The 23,485-nt window shown below is 58.1% G+C and carries 26 protein-coding genes; 4 read left to right on the top strand and 22 right to left on the bottom strand.

Annotated elements, in window-relative coordinates; genetic code table 11:
• Nucleotides 1-82 precede the first annotated feature (82 nt).
• From AC1RPZ_RS17435 to AC1RPZ_RS17370, 14 genes are all read right to left on the bottom strand, one after another.
• On the bottom strand, nt 83-886 hold the full coding sequence (locus AC1RPZ_RS17435) for a transglutaminase family protein (protein ID WP_493138219.1): 804 nt from the start codon (nt 884-886) through the stop codon (nt 83-85).
• Complete coding sequence (locus AC1RPZ_RS17430; RefSeq protein ID WP_493138218.1) at nt 883-1,833, bottom strand: alpha-E domain-containing protein; 951 nt, start codon at nt 1,831-1,833, stop codon at nt 883-885. Before AC1RPZ_RS17430 ends, AC1RPZ_RS17435 begins: the two co-directional genes overlap by 4 nt.
• 12 nt (nt 1,834-1,845) lie before the next feature.
• Nucleotides 1,846-3,255, bottom strand: a complete 1,410-nt coding sequence (locus AC1RPZ_RS17425; RefSeq protein ID WP_493138217.1) for a circularly permuted type 2 ATP-grasp protein — start codon at nt 3,253-3,255, stop codon at nt 1,846-1,848.
• A 301-nt stretch (nt 3,256-3,556) separates the two neighbouring features.
• Complete coding sequence (locus tag AC1RPZ_RS17420; RefSeq protein WP_019689386.1) at nt 3,557-3,898, bottom strand: ribonuclease E inhibitor RraB; 342 nt, start codon at nt 3,896-3,898, stop codon at nt 3,557-3,559.
• 211 nt (nt 3,899-4,109) lie between these two features.
• The gene (locus tag AC1RPZ_RS17415; protein WP_493138216.1) at nt 4,110-4,346 is read right to left on the bottom strand and encodes a hypothetical protein; all 237 of its coding nucleotides are present in this window, start codon (nt 4,344-4,346) and stop codon (nt 4,110-4,112) included.
• Between the two features lie 137 nt (nt 4,347-4,483).
• Nucleotides 4,484-5,089, bottom strand: coding sequence for an START domain-containing protein (locus AC1RPZ_RS17410; RefSeq protein WP_493138215.1), 606 nt, complete (start codon nt 5,087-5,089; stop codon nt 4,484-4,486).
• Between the two features lie 41 nt (nt 5,090-5,130).
• A complete protein-coding gene (locus AC1RPZ_RS17405; protein ID WP_493138214.1) occupies nt 5,131-5,385 on the bottom strand; it encodes a YkgJ family cysteine cluster protein in 255 nt (84 codons plus the stop codon).
• Nucleotides 5,386-5,551: 166 nt separating this feature from the next.
• Nucleotides 5,552-6,055, bottom strand: a complete 504-nt coding sequence (locus AC1RPZ_RS17400) for a translation initiation factor 2 (protein ID WP_493138213.1) — start codon at nt 6,053-6,055, stop codon at nt 5,552-5,554.
• 91 nt (nt 6,056-6,146) lie between these two features.
• Nucleotides 6,147-7,586: an aminotransferase-like domain-containing protein gene (locus tag AC1RPZ_RS17395; RefSeq protein WP_493138212.1), complete on the bottom strand. Its 1,440-nt coding sequence runs from the start codon at nt 7,584-7,586 to the stop codon at nt 6,147-6,149.
• A gap of 211 nt (nt 7,587-7,797) precedes the next feature.
• Nucleotides 7,798-8,610 (bottom strand): OmpA family protein, encoded by an 813-nt coding sequence (locus AC1RPZ_RS17390; protein ID WP_493138211.1) that lies wholly within the window; start codon nt 8,608-8,610, stop codon nt 7,798-7,800.
• The gene (locus AC1RPZ_RS17385) at nt 8,607-8,963 is read right to left on the bottom strand and encodes a DUF4398 domain-containing protein (RefSeq protein WP_493138210.1); all 357 of its coding nucleotides are present in this window, start codon (nt 8,961-8,963) and stop codon (nt 8,607-8,609) included. The genes AC1RPZ_RS17390 and AC1RPZ_RS17385 overlap by 4 nt, the downstream gene beginning before the upstream one ends.
• 9 nt (nt 8,964-8,972) lie before the next feature.
• The gene (locus AC1RPZ_RS17380) at nt 8,973-9,797 is read right to left on the bottom strand and encodes a substrate-binding periplasmic protein (RefSeq protein WP_493138209.1); all 825 of its coding nucleotides are present in this window, start codon (nt 9,795-9,797) and stop codon (nt 8,973-8,975) included.
• Between the two features lie 82 nt (nt 9,798-9,879).
• A complete protein-coding gene (locus AC1RPZ_RS17375; protein WP_493138208.1) occupies nt 9,880-10,809 on the bottom strand; it encodes an electron transfer flavoprotein subunit alpha/FixB family protein in 930 nt (309 codons plus the stop codon).
• The gene (locus tag AC1RPZ_RS17370) at nt 10,810-11,559 is read right to left on the bottom strand and encodes an electron transfer flavoprotein subunit beta/FixA family protein (RefSeq protein ID WP_401122313.1); all 750 of its coding nucleotides are present in this window, start codon (nt 11,557-11,559) and stop codon (nt 10,810-10,812) included.
• Between the two features lie 546 nt (nt 11,560-12,105).
• Between AC1RPZ_RS17370 and AC1RPZ_RS17365 the strand changes: the two genes are divergently transcribed.
• A complete protein-coding gene (locus AC1RPZ_RS17365) occupies nt 12,106-13,770 on the top strand; it encodes an electron transfer flavoprotein-ubiquinone oxidoreductase (protein ID WP_493138207.1) in 1,665 nt (554 codons plus the stop codon).
• Between the two features lie 94 nt (nt 13,771-13,864).
• Here AC1RPZ_RS17365 and AC1RPZ_RS17360 read toward each other — a convergent pair whose 3' ends face one another.
• Nucleotides 13,865-14,755 (bottom strand): AraC family transcriptional regulator, encoded by an 891-nt coding sequence (locus AC1RPZ_RS17360; RefSeq protein WP_493138206.1) that lies wholly within the window; start codon nt 14,753-14,755, stop codon nt 13,865-13,867.
• 180 nt (nt 14,756-14,935) lie between these two features.
• Here AC1RPZ_RS17360 and AC1RPZ_RS17355 point away from each other — a divergent pair, with 180 nt between their 5' ends.
• On the top strand, nt 14,936-15,988 hold the full coding sequence (locus tag AC1RPZ_RS17355; protein WP_493138205.1) for an NAD(P)-dependent alcohol dehydrogenase: 1,053 nt from the start codon (nt 14,936-14,938) through the stop codon (nt 15,986-15,988).
• Nucleotides 15,989-16,073: 85 nt separating this feature from the next.
• Here the strand turns inward: AC1RPZ_RS17355 and AC1RPZ_RS17350 are convergent, their stop codons facing one another.
• On the bottom strand, nt 16,074-16,556 hold the full coding sequence (locus AC1RPZ_RS17350) for a GNAT family N-acetyltransferase (RefSeq protein WP_493138204.1): 483 nt from the start codon (nt 16,554-16,556) through the stop codon (nt 16,074-16,076).
• 351 nt (nt 16,557-16,907) lie between these two features.
• Here AC1RPZ_RS17350 and AC1RPZ_RS17345 point away from each other — a divergent pair, with 351 nt between their 5' ends.
• Nucleotides 16,908-17,780: an esterase/lipase family protein gene (locus AC1RPZ_RS17345; protein ID WP_493138203.1), complete on the top strand. Its 873-nt coding sequence runs from the start codon at nt 16,908-16,910 to the stop codon at nt 17,778-17,780.
• Nucleotides 17,781-17,843: 63 nt separating this feature from the next.
• On the opposite strand, the gene AC1RPZ_RS17340 is transcribed toward AC1RPZ_RS17345, so the two are convergent.
• The 4 genes from AC1RPZ_RS17340 to AC1RPZ_RS17325 form a co-directional block, all read right to left on the bottom strand.
• Nucleotides 17,844-18,404: a DUF1285 domain-containing protein gene (locus AC1RPZ_RS17340; RefSeq protein WP_493138202.1), complete on the bottom strand. Its 561-nt coding sequence runs from the start codon at nt 18,402-18,404 to the stop codon at nt 17,844-17,846.
• Nucleotides 18,405-18,421: 17 nt separating this feature from the next.
• Complete coding sequence (locus AC1RPZ_RS17335; RefSeq protein ID WP_493138201.1) at nt 18,422-19,009, bottom strand: DUF4823 domain-containing protein; 588 nt, start codon at nt 19,007-19,009, stop codon at nt 18,422-18,424.
• A 108-nt stretch (nt 19,010-19,117) separates the two neighbouring features.
• A complete protein-coding gene (locus tag AC1RPZ_RS17330) occupies nt 19,118-20,086 on the bottom strand; it encodes a GTP 3',8-cyclase MoaA (protein ID WP_493138200.1) in 969 nt (322 codons plus the stop codon).
• A gap of 140 nt (nt 20,087-20,226) precedes the next feature.
• Nucleotides 20,227-20,865: a TetR/AcrR family transcriptional regulator gene (locus tag AC1RPZ_RS17325; protein ID WP_019689364.1), complete on the bottom strand. Its 639-nt coding sequence runs from the start codon at nt 20,863-20,865 to the stop codon at nt 20,227-20,229.
• A 79-nt stretch (nt 20,866-20,944) separates the two neighbouring features.
• On the opposite strand from AC1RPZ_RS17325, the gene AC1RPZ_RS17320 reads away from it, so the two are divergent.
• Nucleotides 20,945-22,078 carry an aminotransferase class V-fold PLP-dependent enzyme gene (locus AC1RPZ_RS17320; RefSeq protein ID WP_493138199.1) on the top strand — a complete coding sequence of 378 codons (1,134 nt, stop codon included), beginning with the start codon at nt 20,945-20,947 and terminating at the stop codon, nt 22,076-22,078.
• 239 nt (nt 22,079-22,317) lie between these two features.
• Here AC1RPZ_RS17320 and AC1RPZ_RS17315 read toward each other — a convergent pair whose 3' ends face one another.
• On the bottom strand, nt 22,318-23,106 hold the full coding sequence (locus AC1RPZ_RS17315) for a TatD family hydrolase (protein WP_493138198.1): 789 nt from the start codon (nt 23,104-23,106) through the stop codon (nt 22,318-22,320).
• Between the two features lie 12 nt (nt 23,107-23,118).
• Complete coding sequence (locus tag AC1RPZ_RS17310; RefSeq protein WP_493138197.1) at nt 23,119-23,475, bottom strand: PilZ domain-containing protein; 357 nt, start codon at nt 23,473-23,475, stop codon at nt 23,119-23,121.
• Nucleotides 23,476-23,485 lie beyond the last annotated feature (10 nt).

Raw genomic sequence — 23,485 nt, 5'->3', positions numbered from 1 at the left:
GAGCAAGCTCGCTCCCACATTGGATCTCCTGTGTACCGGAAATCCTGTGGGAGCGAGCTTGCTCGCGATGCGGTATCCCGAATTACTGCTGTTGCACGGAGATCACCGGCGTCGGCGCGACGAACACCTTGGCGTGCATCTGCTCCCCGCCACCGCCACGGCGCATGCCGCGTACCGGGCAAGCATCGAGATAGTCGAGGCCCACCGCCAGCTTCAGATGACGCTCGGGCCTGGCCAGTTCATTGGTGACATCGAAGCTGTACCACGCGTCGTCGAGCCAGGCTTCAGCCCAGGCGTGACTGGCCAGGTGCTCGCTGTTTTCGCTGTACAGATAACCCGACACATACCGCGCCGGAATCCCCAGGCTACGCGTGCAGGCAAGAAACGCATGGGCGTGGTCCTGGCAGACCCCGGCGCGCCCGGCGAACGCTTGAGCGGCGCTGGTGTCGACTTCGGTGGAACCCGGCGTGTAGGTCATGTGCTGGTTGAGGCCATGCATCAAGTCGATCAACGCGGTGCGATCACGGCGTTGACGACATTCCTTCTCGGCGAACCCACGTAGCGCTTCATCCGCCTCGGTCAGTCGAGTGAAACGCAAGAACGGCAGCGCCGACTGGCTCTCATGTTCGGCCTCACGCAGTTCATCGATGTCCACCTGGCCCCGTGCTCCGATGATGATCGCCTCGTGGGGCTCGTCCATCGTCAGCACGTGCAGGATGTTGCCGAACGGATCGAGTTGCGCGCGCACCGGCCGTGGCAGGTCGAGCTGCCAACTGAGCACGTGCTGACGCTCGCTGTCGTGAGGTGTCAGTCGCAAATACTGGATGCTCGCCCGCACCTGATCTTCGTAGTGATAGGTGGTCTCGTGGCTAATGGAAAGTCTCATGCAGCCTCCAGGTAGGAACTGTGTATGGCGTTGCCCAACTGGCGCACCAGCGGGATGAACTCGGTCAGCCAGGCGTGCAGGCCTTCGTCGAGGATTTCGTTGATGCCGGTGTAACGCAGCCGCGCGTCCATCTCCGCCGCCAGGCGTTGCGCAGGACGACCGTTGGCCCCCGGCAGACTGGCGAGGATCTGGTCGATTTCTTCAGTGCAGGCACGCAGCGAACGCGGTACGTCGGCACGCAACAGCAACAGTTCGGCGACATGCCGAGCGCCAGGCGCGTCGCGGTAGATCTCGGTGTACGCCTCGAACGACGACAAGGCCCGTAGTAGTGCGCTCCACTGGTAATACGCGTGGGCCGTGCCGTCGCTGACGGCCTCGGCCTGATCGCCGGCCATTTCGTAGCGAGCGTCGAGCAGACGCAATGTGTTGTCGGCCCTTTCGATAAACGTCCCCAGACGAATGAAGCGGAACGCATCGTTACGCATGATGGTGCCGTAGGAGGCGCCGCGGAACAGGTGGGAACGTTCCTTGATCCACTCGCAGAAACGGCTCATGCCATAGCGACTGAGACCCTGCTCGGCGATACCACGAATCTCCAGCCAGGTCGCGTTGATGTTTTCCCACATGTCGGCGGTAATCCGCCCACGTACCGCATGAGCACTGGCCCGCGCTGCACCGAGACAGCTGTAGATGCTGGCCGGGTTGGCCGCATCCAGGGCGAAGAAGTGCAACAAACGCTCGGCATGCAACTCGCCGTGACGCTCCAGGTAATCGTCCAGCGTGCCGGTGATCAGCAAGGGCATCGCTAATTCGTGCAGACCGTCACCGCGGCCATCCTGCGGCATCAATGACAGCGAATAACTGATATCGAGCATCCGTGCGAGGTTTTCCGCCCGCTCCAGGTAACGCGACATCCAATACAAATCCGAGGCAGTTCTACTTAACATGGCAGGCTTCCTTCAATCCTCGACCACCCAGGTGTCCTTGGTTCCGCCACCCTGGGACGAATTAACCACCAGGGATCCTTCGCGCAGGGCTACACGGGTGAGGCCACCGGGCACTACCCGGGTTTCGCGACCGGACAGGACAAACGGGCGCAAGTCGATGTGCCGTGGAGCGATGCCGTTTTCGACAAACGTCGGGCACGTCGACAGGGACAACGTCGGTTGTGCGATATACGCGTGGGGCTTGGCCTTGATGCGTGCGCGGAACGATTCGATCTCCGCCGCAGTAGCAGCGGGTCCGACCAGCATTCCGTAACCGCCAGAACCCTGGGTTTCCTTGACCACCAGCTCAGGCAGATTCGCCAGCACGTGAGATAACTCTGACGGATTTCGGCACTGCCAGGTCGGCACGTTCTTCAGGATCGGCTCTTCGTCCAGGTAGAAACGAATCATGTCGGTCACGAACGGATAAACCGACTTGTCGTCTGCGACACCGGTGCCGATGGCATTCGCCAGCACCACATTGCCGGAACGATAGGACGACAGCAGTCCCGGAACGCCGAGCATCGAATCCGGGTTGAACGCCAACGGATCGAGGAAGGCATCGTCGAGGCGACGGTAGATCACGTCGACGGATTTCGGCCCGTCGGTGGTGCGCATGAATACCTTGTCATCGCGTACGAACAGGTCCGCACCTTCCACCAGTTCCACGCCCATCTCGCGCGCCAGAAACGCGTGCTCGAAGAACGCACTGTTGAAGCGCCCGGGGGTCAGTACCACAACACTCGGGTTGTCCAGCGCACTGGAGCTTTTCAGGGTGTCGAGTAACAGGTTCGGGTAATGATCGATGGGCGCGATGCGCTGGGCGGCGAACAACTCCGGGAAGAGCCGCATCATCATCTTGCGGTCTTCGAGCATGTAACTGACGCCACTGGGCGTGCGTAAATTGTCTTCGAGCACGTAGTACGTGCCGTCGCCATCACGCACCAGATCGACGCCAGAGATGTGCGAATAGATATCGCGATGCAAATCCAGCCCTTGCATGGCCAACTGGTACTGCTCGTTGGCCAGCACTTGCTCGGCCGGGATGATGCCGGCCTTGATGATGCGCTGCTCGTGATACAGGTCGGCAAGAAACATGTTCAGTGCCTTGACCCGTTGAATACAGCCGCGTTCGACGATCCGCCATTCACTGGCGGGGATGCTGCGTGGAATGGTGTCGAAGGGAATCAGGCGCTCTGTCCCCTGCTCATCACCATAGAGCGTGAAGGTTATCCCGGCACGATGAAATAACAGATCGGCCTCGCGTCGCCGTTGTGCCAAAAGCTCGTCAGGCGTTTCAGCTAACCAACGGGCGAACTCCCGATAATGCGGGCGGACCAGGCCGCCGGCGTCGTACATTTCATCAAAATAGGTGCGGATCATGCCGTACTCCTTGTCACCCGGACACCTAGGCTTCGCAAGGCCCGTGCCAGCGGCATAAACGCTTTATTATCAATCGGTTGGATAATCGCCCAAGACACGCCGCACCAATCCTGTGCGGCCAATGCCCCAACCTGATCGCCCCCGCTTCATTGCAAAGCAATGCTCATGGCTATTACCAGCATAGCCAGAGTTGATTTCACCGCTTGTGTACGGTTGCGATCCGTTGATTTTTTAATAGCCGAAAACGAAAACGGCCAACCCTGAGGTCAGCCGTTGCTGAGTGTTGTCGCTGTTCATAGTGTTATGCGAGTAGCCCTCGTACCTCCTGCTTGACGCCCCATCCTTCGATAATCCCACCCAAAGGCTCGACCACCGCCTCAAAGTCCTGCTCGAAGTCGCCAATGCCGCCGTAAGTGGCGTACATCACCTTGCTCAGCTCCAGATGCCAGGCACCGTCATCACGCACACTGACCTGCGCATTCAAGGACTCACCGCGAAAATGCCCTGCCGCCCTGCGTGCCCGCTCCTCATCAGGGAAAATGGCGTAGAACTCGATGGGATGGAACCGTGAAAAATCAAAACCGCCTTCTTTCATGCGGCGCAGCACACTGCTGCTGATGTCTTCTTGATAGGCTGTGCTCATGAAACGTCCTCCTCAAACTGATGGATAGACTTTCCGTACTCCCTGCGCCCACAACCGAATGGTGAGGGCGATACGGCAATCAGATTGCCGCCGGGAAACAAGCATGTAGCTGACAAGACCAGACCTTAGCGATCCATTCGCTGATCTCGATTGCAGAGTAGCCCCAAGTCAGAGCTGCTGCCAAGGCCTGCTTGCGAGTCGCATCAAGAGGTTATGCAATTAACGTGATACTGAGGATTTCAATGCTGTTCTGATCTTTCAGACTTTTGACTGTCGGATCATCGGTTCGCCCCTCCAGATCATTGAGATCGAGCTCGGCCGGGACAGGGAGAAGTTTTGCACGAATCAATTGCGCGGCCCGCTCCATCGTGGGTTCTTGTTCGCAATCGAATTGCTCCACGGTCTGCACACCGTGATCATCAACGAAGGTGACTTCCCACTTTTGCATCGGTGCCTCCTCGACAAGCCCCATAGATGGGCTTACAACATCTCGACCCCGAGCGCCGGGCAATCGTTCCCGCGAAACCCGATGGTTTGAGATGAAAAAGGCCGCCTGTTGGCGGCCTCCTTCCAAAGAGCGCGGAACTACTTCTCGGCGCGTTCTTTCAGTGCTTTCAAGGTATTGAAGGGCGCGTCGACCACGAACTTGTTGGCCAGCCAGGACGGCACGCTGCCACCTGGCTCGGTGTGAACCTGATAGGTCACTTCGACCTGGTCAGCGCCTTTTGGAACAAGCTTCCAGAAGCCTTGAACCTGGGCGACACGAACAAAGCCTTTTTCTTCAGGAAGGTAGGTCGGCACACCTTCAAGCTTACGCGTCAGGCTGCCATCGGCGCCTTCGACGGTGGTCACGTGCAATACCGAATCACGCGCAGTCACCGGCCACGGGGTGCTGAACTGAGTATAGGTCCAGCTTTGATCGCCTTCGTGCTTGAGCAACTTCTGCGATTTGCACTCATGAATCCACGCACACGCGCCGACCACATCTTCCTGAAGAGCTCGCAACTTGGCTACGGAGGTCTTCATCACGGTCACACCCCGATAGGCCTTGTATTGAGACCCGGCGACTTCACTCAGGGAAACCTTGATACCTCCCTCGTCCTTGGCAGTGACCCAGTCTTCGGCCTGGGCTGTTGTGGCCAGCAGAACCGTCAAACCACATAACACAGCGATACGATGCAGCGAACCCATGGTCTTATTCCTTATTGTTGAAGTTCCGTTCGTTGAACACACTACGCCGCGGTCATTTCCTCCCACCAACCGAGCAACTTGATGGCTTCTTCCTGGCTGTTGCCGCAGACCTCGATATCCGCCTGAAACGCGCCACATACCGCCGGACGTTCAGGCTTGCCGAAAATACTGCACAGATTATCGACAGAAAGTTGCACACAACGTTCTCCCGCCGCCTTGCCGTTTGGCATGCCGGGGATGGGTGTGCTGATGGAAGGGGCAATGCAACAGGCGCCACAGCCTTCTCGGCATTCCATGACGACAGCTCCTCGCGACGGGTAATGTGTTGAATAACGTGGACTAGAGTACCCGCTAAAACAGCCGTTTGAAATTGGCCGGATAGCGGTTTTTCGCTCAAACACGCGTGACTGACCAGTCTCCGACAAAGCGTCAGGTGCGAGGGTCACAGATCAATACAGGGTTTTACTGTTTGAACTGAAATTCCAGCGCCGCACCTTCGATCTCACGTCGCTCTTCTTTGCGCATTTGCAACTGCATTTCGTTGCTGAGCAGGCGACCGTTGAGCTGAAACGGGCTGTCATCTTTGGGCTTTTCACCAAACATGGGCGGTAGTAAGGGCGCGTGTTTGACTAGCGGGACACTCCCGACTGGTTGCAACTGCTTGACCAAATCCGGTGGCAGACTCAAATCCAGCTTGGCCGGTGGCAAGTACGTGGTTCTGACCACCTCACTCGTGGATTTTGATTTTGAGGCAACAGGTGGGCGTTTTTTTTGTGGCGTCGGCTTCTTCACCGCTTCGGTCTTCTTGGCTGGCGTGTGTGTTTTTGCCGGCGCAACGGGCTTCGCTTTCGCTTCAGACGAGCTAACGCCCCCTTTATCCGGGACGGCCGCAGCCATCGCGCTACCCGGAATGAAGACACTCAACAGGCACGCCAACATCAAACCAGCAGGAAAAATCGCTTTCATAAACACTACAGCGCTAACGGCAGAGGGCCATATGCTCGCTTGTTGGAAGGTCTCTGACAAGCTCGCATAGCAACCAGCTCTCTGGCCCGCGTCAAAAACCGCCAGCAGTCTCCTGACAAAGCTGAGTGGCCAGCATTCCGAGTGTCATCAGCGCCCGCTCGGCTTCACGATTCCACGGCGTGCCGCAGTTCAAGCGAATGCAGTGATTGAACTGCTCGGTGTTACTGAAAATAAGCCCCGGCGCAATACTGATGCCCTGCTGCAAGGCACGTACATGCAGTTCCTGCGTATTGACCCGCCCGGGCAGGCTGACCCAAAGAATGAAGCCGCCGGTGGGCCGGCTCATCTGCGTTCCCTCAGGGAAATACTGCTGCACCGCCAGCTGAAAGGCGCTGAGGTTCTTGCGGTACTCCTGACGAATGTAGCGCAAGTGTCGATCGTAGCCGCCGTTCTCCAGATAGGCTGCGATCCCCATCTGCGTCACGCTGCACGCCGAATGAGTGCTGAAGGTCTGCAAACGCTGGATTTCCTGCTGGTACTTGCCGGCAATCATCCAGCCGATGCGCACACCGGGTGACAGGGTCTTGGAGAAACTGGAGCAATAGATGACCCGATCCAGTCGGTCATAGGCTTTCAACGATTTGGTGCGGCCCTGCTCGAACATCAACTCGCCGTATATATCGTCTTCGACCACCTGAATGTCGAAGTCCGAAGCCAAACGCAACAGCTGCTTTTGCCGCTCTTCCGGCATGGTGCCGCCCAGCGGGTTGCTCAGGCGGGTGGTCAGCACCAACGCCTTGATCGACCATTGGTTGGCGGCCAACTGCAAGGCTTCCAGGCTCATGCCCGTCGCCGGGTCGCTGGGAATCTCGATGACTTTGAGACCCAGCAAGTCGGCGAGTTGCAACAGGCCGTAGTAGGTCGGCGACTCCGCTGCGATCAGATCACCGGGACGCGTCAGGACGCGTAACGACATTTGCAGCGCATCGACGCAACCATGGGTGATGACCACTTCTGAAGGGTCGACCACTACGCCGGCATCACGCATGCGGATCGCCACCTGACGGCGCAGCGGCTCAAACCCCGGGCTGAACATATAACTGAACGCCCGCGGGCTGTGGAACCGCGTGACCTTGGCCAATTGCTGGTGCAGCGCCCGTACCGGCAGATAGTCGACGCTGGGCACCGCCGCGCCTAGCGGGAACACCCCTTCACGACGCGACTCGACCAACACTTGCTGGATGATACTGCTGCGCGTGACCAGACCAGGACGCTCGACGCGGGCGATATCCGGCGTCGGCGCGGTCAGTGCCGGGGTCTGGTGGACGTAATAACCCGACTGCGGACGCGCGCGTATCAGCCCCTGATCTTCAAGATTGGCGTACGCCTGAAGCACCGTCGCATGGCTGACATTGAGCTGCGAGCTCATCTTGCGCACTGAAGGCACGCGCTCGCCAGGCTGATAGACACCACGCCGGATATCCTCAGCCAACTGCTGAGCGATACGTTGATAAAGCAAGAGATTGGTCATGACGCAGCACTCGATTTCACGGGCATTTTATTCTTGTGTGAAACAATACCGGAACAGTTTAGAAGTGTACTGGGACAGTTGCCACAATAGTCGACCGTACAGTGCAGTGATAGCAAAAACTGTACTGCTTTTATGGATATGGCGCGATCCAATTCGCAGGCAAAAAAAACCCGGCACCGCTGAGGGGCCGGGTTTTCCAGTAACGCCGACCTTAGCGGGCAGCGCCGAGCTGGCCTTTTGCATCGGAGAACACAATTTCGACCCGGCGGTTCTGCGCGCGCCCTCGCTCGGAAGCGTTGACCTCTACCGGATATTCATCGCCGTAGCCTTCGACCTGAATGCGTTTATCGTCGATCCCCAGATCAATCAGCATGTCTGCCACTGACTGGGCACGGTCGCGAGACAGTTGGAGATTGTCCTGCTTGCCGCCCGTGCTATCGGTATAACCTTCGATACGCACCACACGCTTGGGGTTGAGCTGAAGGAACTGGACGATTTTCAGTACGGTGCGGTTTGCCGAGTTTTTCAGCTCGGCTTCACCCGTGTCGAACAATACATCCCCGAGGGTCATGACCAGACCGCGATCGGTCTGGGTCGTGGCCAGGCTGATGATTTGTTCTTCGAGCCATTTACCCTGTTGCTGCACGCTGAGCAGTTTGTTCTCACGCAATGCCAGTTGCAGGCGCTGACGCTCCAATTCAAGCTTCACCGCACGCTCATCATTCAGCGCTTGCTCTGTGTGTTGACGGGCAATTTCGCTGTAACGCTGACTCAGGTAAGCGTAATGCTGAACATCCGCGCCGCTGCCCCAATAGGTCGACAGGCGATCAGCCCGGGCAAGGGATTCACCCGCCCGAATCACGTCCTTGGGCGCGATTCGCAACACATTCGAATCTTCCTTGACCTTCTGAAAGTCGGCGCCGGCTTGTTGCAAGGCCGCCGCGCTCTGTTGACCCGCACAGCCGGCAAGCCCCGCGCAACCGACCAGCAGCAAGCCGCCCAGGAGTGTGTTTTTCAGGTTCATTGGGCATCTCCCAGTTGCTTGCGCAGGCGAGTGATGCGGGTATTGAGCACGTTCAGTTTCTCCTGACTTTTCAACGTCAGAACCTTGGCCTCGGCCAAACGCGCATCCAGCTCTGCCTGTTCGGCCTGCATGCGCGCATCCTTGAACGATTGATGGGTCATGTCGACCTGAGCCTGAGCGAACTTGCCTTCAGCAAGTTTCAGCTCGGGCACATCTTCAGTAGTTGCCCCAACAGCGGCGGCCTGTTCCAGGGTCCGTTCAGTCAAACGCAATTGTTCATTCGGCGCCGGATCGGCTGCACAACCCGCCAGAGCCAGAACGGCCAAGGCAGCGAAAAGAGGTCGAAGAGTCACTAAAAATCCCTACTGTTTTGGGGTGCTGACGGGTTGCTGCAAGTGTGCTTTCCAGCGCTCCAGATTGCGCTGCAGCACGGCCTCCGTCAGGCCGGACGCGGGCAATTCTGTCATCTTTTTCGACAACTGTCCGCGTAACCATGGATCGTTGCAGGCAGAGTTGCGGGAAATGGCGAGGAACAGCCCCGGTTGGTCGATCGGTTGCGGATACGCCTTTACGTCATTGGCCATACCCAATGTCTGTGCCATGGCCATCCCGGTATAACGCCCGGCGAGCACATAATCCGCTTCACCCAGCAGCAACTTCTGAAAAGCCTGTGTCAGGTTTGGCAGACTCATCAAGGTCAATTGCTCTTGTGCATAGGCCTCGAAAGGTTGTGTTAAACGAGCCTTTGCCGAGACCGCGCCAACATGCCCACGCAAGTCCTGCGCCTCGTTGTAGACCAACACCGAGCCCTTGCGGGTCCAGACCAGATAGTCATTTTCCACCAGCGGCGGCTGGATGTAGTCCAGTGACTCGAGTTGATTATCCATAAGAGGCGCATCGACCAGCATATCGATGCGCCCACTGCGCACTTCATCCAGCGCCTGGGAGCGTTTGCCGGCGTACAGCAACTCAACCTTGATCCCCAACTCCCCCGCCATCTGTTGCAACAAGTCGGCGCTGGTACCGATCAAGTGCACCGGATCTTGCGGGTCTTGCCACAGATACGGTGGTGCATCCGGGCTGCCGGTCACCACCAGATGCTCGCATTTGCCTGCGGCGACTGAGAATAAGGGCAAAGCCGATAGGCTCAGCAGCAGCCACAAGCCGCTCCAGCGACGCAAATCCATGGCGCATTTCTCCCACACTCAAATCGCAGACAGTAAAAAGCCCGGCCAAAAGGCCGGGCTCTTTATAAGTCAAGCCGCTGGATTAGACCAGCTTCTCAAACTCGGGGATGGCTTCGAACAGGTCCGCCACCAGGCCGTAATCGGCCACCTGGAAGATCGGCGCTTCTTCGTCCTTGTTGATCGCAACGATCACTTTGGAGTCTTTCATGCCGGCCAGGTGCTGGATCGCGCCGGAGATACCGACGGCGATGTACAGCTGTGGAGCAACGATCTTGCCGGTCTGACCAACCTGCATGTCGTTCGGTACGAAACCTGCGTCGACCGCGGCGCGGGAAGCGCCGACAGCAGCGCCCAGCTTGTCGGCCAGGGCGTACAGGTGTTTGAAGTTGTCGCCGTTCTGCATGCCGCGGCCGCCGGAAACGACGATCTTGGCAGCGGTCAGTTCCGGACGATCGGACTTGGCCAGCTCTTCGCCAACGAAGCTGGAAGTGCCAGCGTCGTGAGCAGCAGCAACCGCTTCAACGGCAGCCGAACCACCTTCCGCGGCAACAGGGTCGAAACCGGTAGCGCGCACGGTAATAACTTTTACCGAAGCGTTGGACTGAACGGTCGCGATGGCGTTACCGGCATAGATTGGGCGCTTGAAGGTGTCAGCGCTTTCAACCGAGATGATCTCGGAGATCTGGTCAACGTCCAGCTGAGCGGCAACGCGCGGCAGGATGTTTTTACCGTTGGAAGTCGCAGCAGCCAGAATGTGGCTGTAGCCCTTGCCCAACTCTGCAACCAGAGGCGCTACGTTTTCCGGCAACTGGTGTGCGTAAGCAGCGTTGTCGGCGACCAGCACTTTGGCCACGCCAGCGATTTTCGCAGCGGCTTCAGCCACGGTGCCAGCGCCCTGGCCTGCCACCAGCACATGGATGTCGCCGCCGATTTTGGCAGCGGCAGCAACGGTGTTCAGCGTGGCCGGGGCCAGCACTTTGTTGTCGTGTTCAGCAATAACCAAGATAGTCATTTAGATTACCTTCGCTTCGTTTTTCAGTTTCTCGACCAGTTCAGCCACCGACTTGACCTTGATACCCGCGCTGCGTGCAGCCGGCGCTTCAACTTTCACGGTCTTGTTGGTGGAGGCGGTGGAAACGCCCAAAGCGTCCGGAGTCAGCACTTCGAGAGGCTTCTTCTTGGCTTTCATGATGTTTGGCAGAGACGCGTAGCGCGGCTCGTTCAAACGCAGGTCGGTGGTGACGATCGCCGGTAGTTTCAGCGAAACAGTCTGCGCGCCGCCGTCGATTTCGCGGGTCACGGCAACTTTGTCGCCAGTGACTTCGACTTTCGAGGCAAAGGTGCCCTGACCATAACCGCTCAATGCAGCAAGCATCTGGCCAGTCTGGTTGTTGTCGCTGTCGATGGCTTGTTTGCCAAGGATCACCAACGAAGGCTGTTCCTTGTCAACAACAGCCTTGAGCAGCTTGGCAACGGCCAGGGAAGTCAGGTCTTCGGCGGATTCGACGAGGATGGCGCGGTCGGCACCCAGAGCCAGCGCGGTGCGCAGTTGCTCTTGAGCGGTGGACGGGCCGATGGAGACGACGACGATTTCAGTCGCAACACCTTTCTCTTTCAGGCGTACGGCTTCTTCCACTGCGATTTCGCAGAAAGGGTTCATCGACATCTTGACGTTAGCGAGATCGACGCCGGAGTTGTCCGCTTTGACGCGAACCTTGACGTTATAGTCGACTACTCGTTTGACAGCTACAAGAACCTTCATGGATTCCTCGTTACTCTCCGGTGAAAAGAAAGTCGCCTAGGCGAACCTGGCGGTTGATGCTCATCGGGTACAAGGGCACCTCTAAAAACGCCGGCATTTGTAATGGGTGACCCAGCTCACGAGGCTGATGACCGTTCGTCAGTGGTGACTAATGAGTCATTCTTTGTCGCGGCGTGTAAACTTCGCGCCAAACCTGCGCTGCGCGTCACCCTGTACTGCCTTCGCCCTGTCTTTAGAGGTGCTCTTGAAACCAACAGTCAGCCTACGGCGAGCGCAAAACCGCCCGTATCTTGACCGGAACGCCTATTCCGGTCAATACGCCAAAATAGCCAGTTATAAGCCGCGCTTCTTTGATTTCTCTGGCCTGGAGCAAATTCAAACAAACGTTTGTATTGGACGCTGAGAGTGGTGTAGATATAATGCGCCACCTAGAGAGAAAGGTGGTTCATCGATTGTCCCTTCCCCCGCCTGTCGTGGGAATTCATGGATGCGACATCAAACCTCCAATTAGAAAAAAACTGTTGAGCCTTGAGTAGGAGATAACCTGTGGAACGCGAATACATGGAATTCGACGTGGTCATCGTCGGTGCCGGCCCCGCTGGTCTTTCCGCCGCCTGCCGATTGAAGCAGAAGGCCGCCGAAGCCGGTAAGGAAATTAGCGTCTGCGTGGTCGAAAAAGGCTCCGAAGTCGGCGCTCACATTCTTTCTGGCGCGGTGTTCGAACCTCGGGCCCTGAATGAATTGTTCCCTGACTGGAAAGAACTCGGCGCACCACTGAACACTCCGGTCACTCGCGATGACATCTTCGTTCTCAAGAACGCCGATGGCGCGATCAAGATTCCAGACCTCTTTGTGCCCAAGACCATGCACAACGAAGGCAACTACATCATCTCCCTGGGCAACCTGTGCCGCTGGCTGGCTCAGCAGGCCGAGAACCTGGGCGTAGAGATCTACCCAGGCTTCGCCGCTCAGGAAGCGCTGTTCGACGAAAACGGCGTGGTTCACGGGATCATCACCGGCGACCTCGGCGTTGACCGTGAAGGCAATCCGAAAGAAGGCCTGTACACCCCTGGCATGGAACTGCGTGGCAAATACACGCTGTTCGCCGAAGGCTGCCGTGGCCACATCGGCAAGCAACTGATCAAGCGTTTCAACCTCGACACCGATGCCGACGCCCAGCACTACGGCATCGGTCTGAAAGAAATCTGGGAAATCGACCCGGCCAAGCATCAGCCAGGCCTGGTGGTGCACACTGCCGGTTGGCCGCTGGACATCATGGGCACCGAAAACACCGGTGGTTCGTTCCTTTATCACCTGGAAAACAACCAGGTGGTAGTCGGTCTGATCGTTGACCTGTCCTACAGCAACACTTACCTGTCGCCATTCGACGAGTTCCAGCGCCTCAAGCATCACCCGGTGCTCAAGCAGTACCTGGAAGGCGGCAAACGTATCAGCTACGGCGCCCGCGCCATCTGCAAAGGTGGCCTGAACTCGCTGCCGAAGATGGTCTTCAAGGGCGGCGCGCTGATCGGTTGCGACCTCGGCACCCTGAACTTCGCCAAGATCAAAGGCAGCCACACCGCGATGAAGTCCGGCATGCTCGCCGCTGATGCCGTGGCCGACGCCCTGTTCGCAGGCTCCGAAGGCGCTGATGAGTTGAACAGCTACGTTGAATCGTTCAAGGCCAGCTGGCTCTACGAAGAGCTGTTCGCCAGTCGCAACTTCGGCCCGGCGATCCACAAATACGGCGCGATTGTCGGCGGTGGCTTCAACTGGCTCGACCAGAACATCTTCGGCGGCAAACTGCCGTTCACCTTGCACGACACAAAGCCGGACTACGCCTGCCTCAAGCTGGCCGCCGACAGCAAGAAGATCGACTACCCGAAACCGGACGGCAAACTCAGCTTCGACAAACTCAGCTCGGTGTTCATCTCGGGCACCAACCACGAAGAAGAACAGCCTTGCCACCTGAAGCTGGCCGACGCGAGCATCCCGATCAGCAAGAACCTGCCGCTGTACGATGAGCCTGCTCAGCGTTACTGCCCGGCTGGCGTGTACGAAGTGATCACCAAGGAAGACGGCGAAAAGCGCTTCCAGATCAACGCCCAGAACTGCGTGCACTGCAAGACCTGTGACATCAAGGACCCTGCGCAGAACATCACCTGGGTAACGCCGGAAGGTGCTGGCGGCCCGACTTACCCTAATATGTAAGTCGTACGCTTGAACAGAAAGGCTCCCGAACGGGGGCCTTTTTATTGACCAAATGTCCCACCCGACACCGCTCCCATATTGGGTTTTCGCTGCATCACCCGACCCGCTCATCTCCCGGGCTGCGCTCGAAATAGCGTTTGTACTCGCGACTGAACTGCGACGTACTCTGATAGCCCACCCGATGCGCAACCTGCGCCACCCCCAGCCCCTCTGACAGCAACAGCTGCTGCGCCTTGAGCAATCGCAGGCGCTTCAAATACTGCACCGGCGACAACAAGGTGCTGCGTTTGAAATGCTCGTGAAAGGTCGATGTACTCATATTCGCGCAGCTGGCAAGTGTCTCGACGTTCAGCGGCTCGGTGAAGTGCGCATGCAAATGACTCAAGGATGCCGCAACCCGGGCAAATTGCCCCTGTTGCTCGACCAACGCTCGCAACACATCAGCTTGTGGTCCACGCAACGCCACGAACAGCAACTCACGCAACCGCGCCTGCCCCATGATCTGACATTCCAGCGGATCGTGCAGGCAGTGCAACAAGCGCTCGACACAGCCACGCATGCTGTCGTCGAGTACCGCCGAGCTCATGGATTCGGGTGTTTGCGCCGGCGTATTGCGGCCAGGTGCCAGCCCCATGGCCAACACCAGTTCGCCCAGCAGCGCCCGGTCAATGGCAATCGAAACCCCGAGCAATGGCGCATCGGCCATGGCAAAGGTTTCGCATTCGAAAGGCACCGGCAATGCCTGAATCAGGTAATGCCCGGCACCGTATTCCAGAGTGCGCGCGCCCAGATAGGCGACTTTACTGCCCTGAGCGATGATCATCAGGCTCGGCTCATAGATCTGCGGGCCACGCGCCACATCGCAACTGGCTCTGAGCACGTGTACGCCGGGCAAGCGCGTCCGGACAAAACCATCACGGGTCGCCAATGGTTGAATCAGCGCAACCAGCGCGGCATTGGCATCAAGATGACGGGTCAACAGCATGGCAAAAACTTCACGCAAAAAGGGATGAAAGCATCATCGCAGGTCTGAGCGCCAATGCGACCGATCCACCGCGGATGCCGGAGGAATAGGCATAAGACGCGGAGGAATCGTCATGGCCGGTGAAGCGGACGGCGCGGAAAATCCCCCACCTCACCCGTCACTGCTTTTGCGAGGTTCACCATGTACACCGCCATCGGTTACGCCGCCCAGTCAGCCACCACTCCCCTCGCCCCGATGACCTTTGAACGTCGCAGCCCCCGCGCCGACGACGTAGCGATCGAGATTCTCTACTGCGGTGTCTGCCACTCCGACATCCACCAGGCACGCAACGAATGGGGTATCGCGGTTTACCCGCTGATGCCGGGTCACGAGATTGTCGGCAAAGTCACCGCCATCGGTGCCAATGTCACCGCCCATAAGGTTGGCGATCTGGTCGGCGTCGGCTGCATGGTCGACTCGTGCCGCCACTGCGAAGCCTGCCATGCCGACCTTGAGCAATATTGCCTCGAAAGTCCGACCTTGACCTACGCGACCCCGGACCGGGTCGACGGCAGCAACACCATGGGCGGTTACTCCGACAGCATCGTGGTCAGCGAGCACTTCGTCGTACGCATTCCCGAGAAACTCGATCCGGCCAGCGCTGCACCGATCCTCTGCGCCGGCATCACCACCTACTCGCCGCTCAAGCACTATGGCGTGAAAGCCGGCGACAAAGTCGGGATTCTCGGCATGGGTGGTCTCGGCCACATGGGCATCAAGTTCGCCAAGGCCATGGGTGCCGAAGTGACGCTGTTCACCCGCTCGGCGAGCAAGGCCGAAGAAGGTCGTCGCCAGGGCGCAGACCACGTGATCGTCTCAACCGATGCAGAGCAGATGAAAGCGGCCGCCGGGCAGTTCAACTTCCTGCTCGACACCATTCCGGTGCAGCACGACCTCAACCCTTATCTCGACACACTGCGCTTCGACGGCGTGCACATCCTGGTCGGTCTGATCGAGCCGATCGATCCACCCGTCCACGCCGCCAAACTGGTGCTGGGTCGTCGAGTGCTGGCCGGCTCGTTGATTGGCGGTATCGCAGAAACCCAGGAAGTGCTGGATTTCTGCGCTGAGCACACCATCACCTGCGACATCGAGATGCTCGACATCCGCCAGATCAACGAGGCTTACAGCCGCATGATTGCCGGTGATGTGAAGTACCGTTTCGTCATCGACATGGCGACGTTGAAGGTCTGATCAGACCTTGGCACGAAGCGGCACCAACAGCCGAGCTGTGACCTCTTTAATTAGAGGAATCAGTTCGGTGTTTTTTACCACTCATTCAGTTCCCCTCGGCAAACTCCCGCAATACCGCTCCATCCATGCGATAGCGCACCCACTCTTCCTGCGGCTGGGCCCCGAGGGATTTGTAGAAGTCGATGGCTGGGGTGTTCCATTCCAGCACGCTCCATTCGAAACGGCCGCAGTCGTTGGCGCAGGCAATTTTTGCGAGATGGCGCAGCAGGTGTTTCCCCGCGCCGCCACCGCGCTGCTCGGGGGTGATGTAGAGGTCTTCGAGGTACAGGCAGTTGCTGCCCAGCCAGGTCGAGTAGCTGAAGAAAAACACCGCAAAACCAATCGGCAAACCGTTGCGCAGACAGATCAGGCCATGGGCGGTAGCGCCTTCACTGAACAGGCTGCGCTCGATGTCGGCGACACTGGCGATGACTTCATGCCGGGCGCGCTCGTAGTCGGCGAGCTCGGTGATGAACGCGAGAATTTGTGGCGCATCGCTGGGGGTGGCCGGGCGGATCTCGATCGACATGGACGTGCCTTGTGAACAGTTGAAACCGCCATACTATGTCGGCGATCAGCGCTCGTCACATGTCACTTCAAAACTAAATCTACGGGCGCCGCCACAAAAGGACTTTTATCAACCTCGCCGCCTTCGCCCCACGGCAAACCCTCGCCTCAACCTTGTTGCCCCGCGCGCTGGGGCCGTCCGAGGACGGTGCTGGCATTAGCGGTGTTAACCGGATGATTACGCTGGTGCGACTGCTCTGACGCTGGGCGAAGCGATTTGTAGCAACCCGCTTTGTAAACTACGGTTAGCCGCGACAGATCAAGCAGTCAATAGCATCTGTTCCACTTGAATCCGCTATCGACAGGTATAAGCATGAACATGGATGCCTCTACGCAATACCCGATTGTTTTGGTTCACGGTCTATTCGGCTTCGATACAATCGCCGGTTACCCCTACTTCTTCGATATCAAGGAAGCCTTGGAACACGCTGGCGCTCGGGTGTTTGCCGTCAATATTCCAGCCATCAACGGCAATGAGGAACGCGGTGAAAAACTACTCGAACAGGTCAACCGCATTTTGCAGGAAACGGGCGCCGCCAAGGTCAATCTGATCGGCCATAGCCAGGGCCCCCTGGCTGCACGCTACGTAGCGGCACTGCACCCGGAAAAGGTCGCGTCGGTCACCTCTGTCAGCTGCCCCAATCACGGCTCCGAGATTGCCGACCAATTGCACAAGGCCCTGACGCCCGGTGAGTTGCCCGAAGCGCTCGTACTCGCCCTGTTGAGCGCAGTCGGCACCTTCATTTCATTGATCAGCGGCCATCCGCAGAACCCCGCGGACCCTCAAGCAGCGTTCGAATCGCTGACCAGCGCAGGGTTGGCTGAATTCAATCGCAAGTACCCGCAAGGGGTGCCGAAGCACTGGGGCGGTGAAGGCAACGAAATTGAAAACGGCGTGTATTACTACTCCTGGAGCGGGATTCTGCAAAACTTTCAAACCCCGCAAATACTCGATCCAACCCATATCAACTGCATCGTGCTGTCGAAGTTATTTTATAAAGAGAAAGACGCCAACGATGGCCTGGTCGGCCGATACAGCTCACACCTGGGGAAAGTGATTCGCTCGGATTACCCCATGGACCATTTTGACGCAGTCAATCAAATGGCCGGGATCACCAGCTGGAACGTGAGCCCGGTCAGTCTCTATCTGGAACATGCCGCTCGGCTCAAGAGCAAGGGTTTGTAAACCCATTGGCAATGGCCCGGTTTAAACACCGGGCCGTTTTCCAGAACACAGAAGCACAACGTGTTACGGCTCAAGGCCAATAGGGAAGAACTCCCCACCACTCCACACGCCCAACCAGCGCTGCCCGTCGATCTCGCGGGTCACGGCCAGTTCGACCAGTTGATAAAACACGTTGCGATGGATCAGCGCTTCAAGGTTGGTACGTACGTGCACGTAAGGCGCTGGTTCCTGCGTCAGCGGATCAATCACCACGCGCAACGGATGCTCGCCCCCCGCCTCGGTCTGCTCTTCAACGTTGGTGATAAAACGCAACACCTGCGCCTCGCCCTCGCCTTCAACCTCCAGCGCAACCGCCACGAACGGCGCGTCATCAACCTTGATCCCGACCTTCTCGACCGGGGTAATCAGAAAGTAATCATCGCCGTCACGGCGAATGATGGTAGAGAACAGCTTGACCATTGGCTTGCGCCCGATCGGCGTGCCCAGGTAATACCAGGTACCGTCGCGGGCGATGCGCATGTCGATGTCGCCGCAGAAGTCGGGGTTCCACAAATGGACCGGCGGCAAGCCTTTGGACTTGGGGATTTGCCCCAACAGATCGTTAGCTTTTTGCGGACCACTCATGCTGCTCTCCTGGTGAATTACTGGTTGCTCAGCCCAAGCAGGCTACGAGCGTATTGCTCCAGCGGCGGGCCGATCAAATCTTCCGGTTTGTCGTGGAACGCCAGCAAACCGCCACGACTTTTGATCCGTGCAGTATCGATCAAATACTGAGTGCTGGTCTCGATCAGCATGATCTGAATCACCCCGCTGTCGACCCCCTGGTGATCTACGGCTTCCTGGTCGAGCCAATCATCCGCGTCGGCCTTGGCAAATCGGGTGTAAAGCAGATAATGCGCGCCAGCCGCACGCGCCTCGCCCATCGCGGTGTCGAGGCCTTCAGGGGCGCGGGCACGGCGAACCATCGGAAAATATTCGATGAAGCCGTTGAAAGCCACTTCAGCGATCACGTTCGGCTGTGGATAGGCACTGCCCAGCGGCGCAAAAGCGCCTTGAGCGATGTAGATAAACGAGTCCGGCTGAATGCGCAGGTTATTCACACGACGGCTGTCGCTGTGATCGAGCAGACCTGCGTCGCTCATGTGGTAGTGAACCCCTTCGCCCATATCGCTGACATTCATGCAGCCGCCAAGCGCCAAAAAGGCCAGCAGCAAAACCAGGCTACGCATCCTACCCTCCAGAGGCCGGTGACGGAAAACCGGCGAATGTCCGCAGGATGCAGCTTCCGCGCCAGTCCTTGAGCACATGAACATTTCCAGGTACAGAATGCAGATCTATCAACCGCCGATGATTTTCATCACGGTCGCACCGCCGGAAAACGCAACGTCCTGTTTGTCACCCAAGGCTTTCACCAGCAAACGCTGGAGCGCTGGCAACGCTTCATGACGGGGCTTGTCCAGCAAGTCACCGACATAGTGGCGGTTACTCGACGACAGACAGCCATGCAGCCAGCCAGTGGACGACAGGCGCAAGCGCGAGCACGTGCGGCAGAACGGCACGCTTTCATTGGCGATCACGCCGAAATAGCCATGCCCCTGAATTTCGTAGCGAACCGCCGTGGCATCCACCGGCGCATCGGCCTGCAGGTACTCGTAGCGTTCACCGATCAGACTCAGCAACTGCTTGAGGCTGACAAACTGCTGCAGGAAAGCGTTCGAATCACTGGCCAGATGGCCCATGCGCATCAGCTCGATGAAGCGCAACTCATAACCACGTTCCAGGCAGTAATCGAGCAGCGGCATCACCTGATCGAGGTTCTGCCCGCGCAACGGCACCATGTTGACCTTGACCTTCATGCCCGCTGCCCGAGCCTGCTCCATGCCGTTGAGCACCGTTGCCAGATCGCCACCGCGCGCAATGCTGCGGAACCCATCGGCGTCCAGGGTATCGAGGGAAACGTTGATCCGCCGAATCCCGGCGTCCACCAGCAAGGGCAGTTTCTTCGCCAGCAGCTGACCGTTGGTGGTCAAACTGATATCCGCCAGACCCATTTTCCCGACGGCCGTCATGAAGGCTTCCAGCTTCGGGCTCACCAGTGGCTCGCCACCGGTAATGCGCAATCGCTCGATGCCCGCGGCTTCGATCAGATAGGCAACACCACGCGCCATGGCCTCGGCCGACAGTTCATCCTGCGCCGCTACCAACCGTTTGCCATTGGGCACGCAGTAAGTACAGGCGTAGTTGCAGGCGGAGGTCAGGCTGACCCGCAAATTGCGGAAACGCCTGCCTTGTCGGTCAACGATCATGGATCACTCCGGCGGAAGTAGATTCGGAAGCGCTAAAACTTGACTCACAAATCAAGTTTTAGCAATACCTAAGCCTGAGTATATTCCCGGGGCACTGCGCCATACAGGGAAAACATGGCGCAATAAGGCATCTGAATGGTTCAGCTGCTTGGCGTGTCGGTATCGCGCTTGCGCTTGTTGCCCATGCGCACGCCGATGTCCATCAGGAACTGGAAGAAACCTTCCTGATCTTCCAGCACATTGCTCCAGAACGGCGAGTGATACAGCGCGACAGCGCCGTGCACCAGCGCCCAGGATGCGCAGTAATGGAAGTACGGCGGCACGTCTTCAAGCTTGCCTTCGCTGATGCGGCCCTTGATCAACAAGGTCAGGCGCTCGAAGTTGGAGGCGCGAATCTTGTGCAACTCCTCGACCATCTCCGGCACTTGATTGCCCTTGACCACCTTCTCTTCCAGACGATCGAACAACCGGTAACGTTGCGGATCGCGCATGCGGAATTCGAAGTAGGCCCGGGACAGGGCTTCCTTATCCTTGTCTACATCGGCAGAGTGCAGCAGCTCGTTCAAGTCGCGCTCATAATCGAGCATCAGGCGCAGATAAATCTCCGCCTTGGACTTGAAGTGCTTGTAGATGGTGCCTTTGCCGATACCCACGGCATCAGCGATCATCTCGACGGTGACACTGTCTTCACCTTGTTCGAGGAACAGCTTGAGCGCGGTGTCGAGAATTTCTTGCTCGCGGCGACGAAACTCACGGACCTTACGAGGTTCTTTGTGCATAAGAAAAGGTCTGTAGGGGTCAAAATTCGAAGCCGCGTATTATGCCTAACTTGCGCCAAATTGCACGGATCATCCGACCATGACTACGTTTCTTGATGAATTTGTACAGGCTCCTGGCCTGCGTTATTTAAATCATGCGGCCGTTGCACCCTGGCCAAATCGCGCTGCCACGGCAGTGGCACGCTTCGCCCAGGAGAACGTTTTACTGGGCGCGCGGGACTATTCGGACTGGATGACGCTTGAACAACGTCTGCGTGAACGGCTGATGCGCCTGCTTAACGCAGCGTCGACGGATGACGTGGCGCTGGTCAAAAATACTTCTGAGGCATTGTCTTTTGTCGCCTTCGGACTGCCGTGGCATAGCGGCGACCAGATTGTCATCAGCGACGAAGAATTTCCTTCCAACCGCATTGTCTGGGAAGCTTTAGCCTCCCAAGGTGTGGAAGTGGTTCAGACCAGCCTCAAGGGCGATGACCCGGAAGGCGCCTTGTTGGCTGCCTGCGGACCGCACACCCGCCTGATGTCAGTGAGCGCAGTGCAATTTGCCAGCGGTCTGCGTCTGGACCTGCAACGCCTGGGCGCCGGCTGCAAACAACAGAACGTGCTGTTCTGCATCGACGCCATCCAGCAACTCGGCGCCCTGCCCTTCGACGTCCAGAGCTATCAATGCGACTTCGCCATGGCCGACGGCCACAAATGGCTGCTCGGACCAGAAGGTCTGGGGGTGTTCTATGTGCGCAGCGAACTGCGTGAACAGCTGAAGTTGCACGAATTCGGCTGGCATATGCTCGAACACATGGGCGATTACAACCGCACCGAGTGGGAACCGGCCAAAAGCGCACGCCGTTTTGAATGCGGCAGCCCGAACATGCTTGGGGCGATGGCGCTGGAAGCCAGCCTGTCGTTATTGGAAGAAGTCGGTATGGAGCAAGTCGCTGCACTGATCGCCGAGCGAGTGAAATGGCTGCAGGACGGCCTGAGCGCGATTCCCGGCGTCATACTGCATAGCCCGCTTAATCCAGCCCGGCGCGGGGGGATTCTTTCGTTCAGTATCGATGGCATCGATAACCAGACCGTTTACGAGGTCCTGAAAGCCCAGCAGGTGGTGTGCATCCCGCGCGGTCCAGGCATTCGTTTTTCACCGCACTTCTACACCGAAAAGCGCGTGATCGACGAAACTGTTGCCATTGTTGCGTCGATCGCCAGGCAGTGAGAACTCAAGCGAAGCGCCTGTATTCCAAATATGTTTAAGAAACAGGTGGGGCAAACTGGACTCGGCGCAATAGTGATCAATACTTGAACTGTCGGCGTGACATCTCCCCCAAGTGTTGCGCCGATGAAGGTGCCAAAGGACCGCGTACCTTTGTTTTACTCCTAATGGTCTTAACCCGGATTCCCCCCCCAGAACCCGGGTTTTTTTTGCCTGCGATTTGAGCCTCAAGCTCGACCCTGTCAAATCGACTTGACGTGCGCCAGCGGGAACAGCCGCTTGAAGTTCTCCGTGGTCTGCTCGGCGAAGCGCTCGTAGGAGTCGCCACGCAACATGGCCAGAAACTCCGCCACATCTCGTACATACTGCGGAAGGTTCGGCTTGCCGCGATGAGGAATCGGCGCCAGGTACGGCGAATCGGTTTCCACCAGCAGGCGATCCGCCGGCACTTGCCGGGCCACATCGCGCAAGGCATCGGCATTGCGGAAAGTGACAATCCCCGACAACGAAATGTAAAACCCCAAATCCAGCGCAGCCCTGGCCATGTCCCAGTCTTCGGTGAAGCAATGCAACACACCGGCCTGCGGCAACGCGGCCTCACGCAATAACCTCAGCGTGTCGGCGCGGGCGCCACGGGTATGGACGATCACCGGCCTGGAGGTCTGCTGGGCCGCTTGCAGGTGTAAACGAAAGGACTCCTGTTGCAACTCGGCGGCTTCTGGCTCGTAGTGGTAATCCAGACCGGTTTCGCCGATCGCCACCACCCGTGGGTGATTGAGCTCCTGCAGCAGCCAGTCCAGCGCCGGAGCGGCGCCCGGCTGAACATCCAGCGGATGCACGCCCACCGAACAATCGACGTCGTCGTAACGTTCGGCAAGGGCTTTGACGTCCTTGGCGTTGTCGACACTGACGCCGATACAGAGGAAATGCCCTACCCCGCGCTGACGAGCGGCGGCAAGCGCAGCATCCAGCGAGCCGTCGTGTGCGGCAAGGTCGAGACGATCAAGGTGACAATGGGAATCTACGAGCATAAAAGGCTGCAACTACATCGTATGAGTGGGACGGTCGGACTTCAGGGCTCCGACCAGATAGGTTTCGATTCGGCTTCGGGCGGTATCGTCGCCTTCATTGAACTGCACGCCGACACCGGCGGCACGATTACCCTGAGCGCCCTTGGGGGTAATCCAGGTCACTTTACCGGCCACCGGAATCTTTTCCGGCTCATCCATCAAGTGCAGCAGCATGAATACCTCGTCGCCCAACTTGTAGCTCTTGTTGGTCGGGATAAACAGGCCGCCATTCTTGATGAACGGCATATAGGCCGCATAAAGCACGGACTTGTCCTTGATGGTCAGGGACAAGATACCGTTGCGCGGCCCCGGGCTGACAGATTCATTCATGCTGACCTCC

This window comes from Pseudomonas sp. GW822-FHT02D10 (assembly GCF_058802345.1).
Note: the sequence above shows the minus strand (reverse complement) of the source record. Positions and strands in the feature narration are given on the sequence as shown.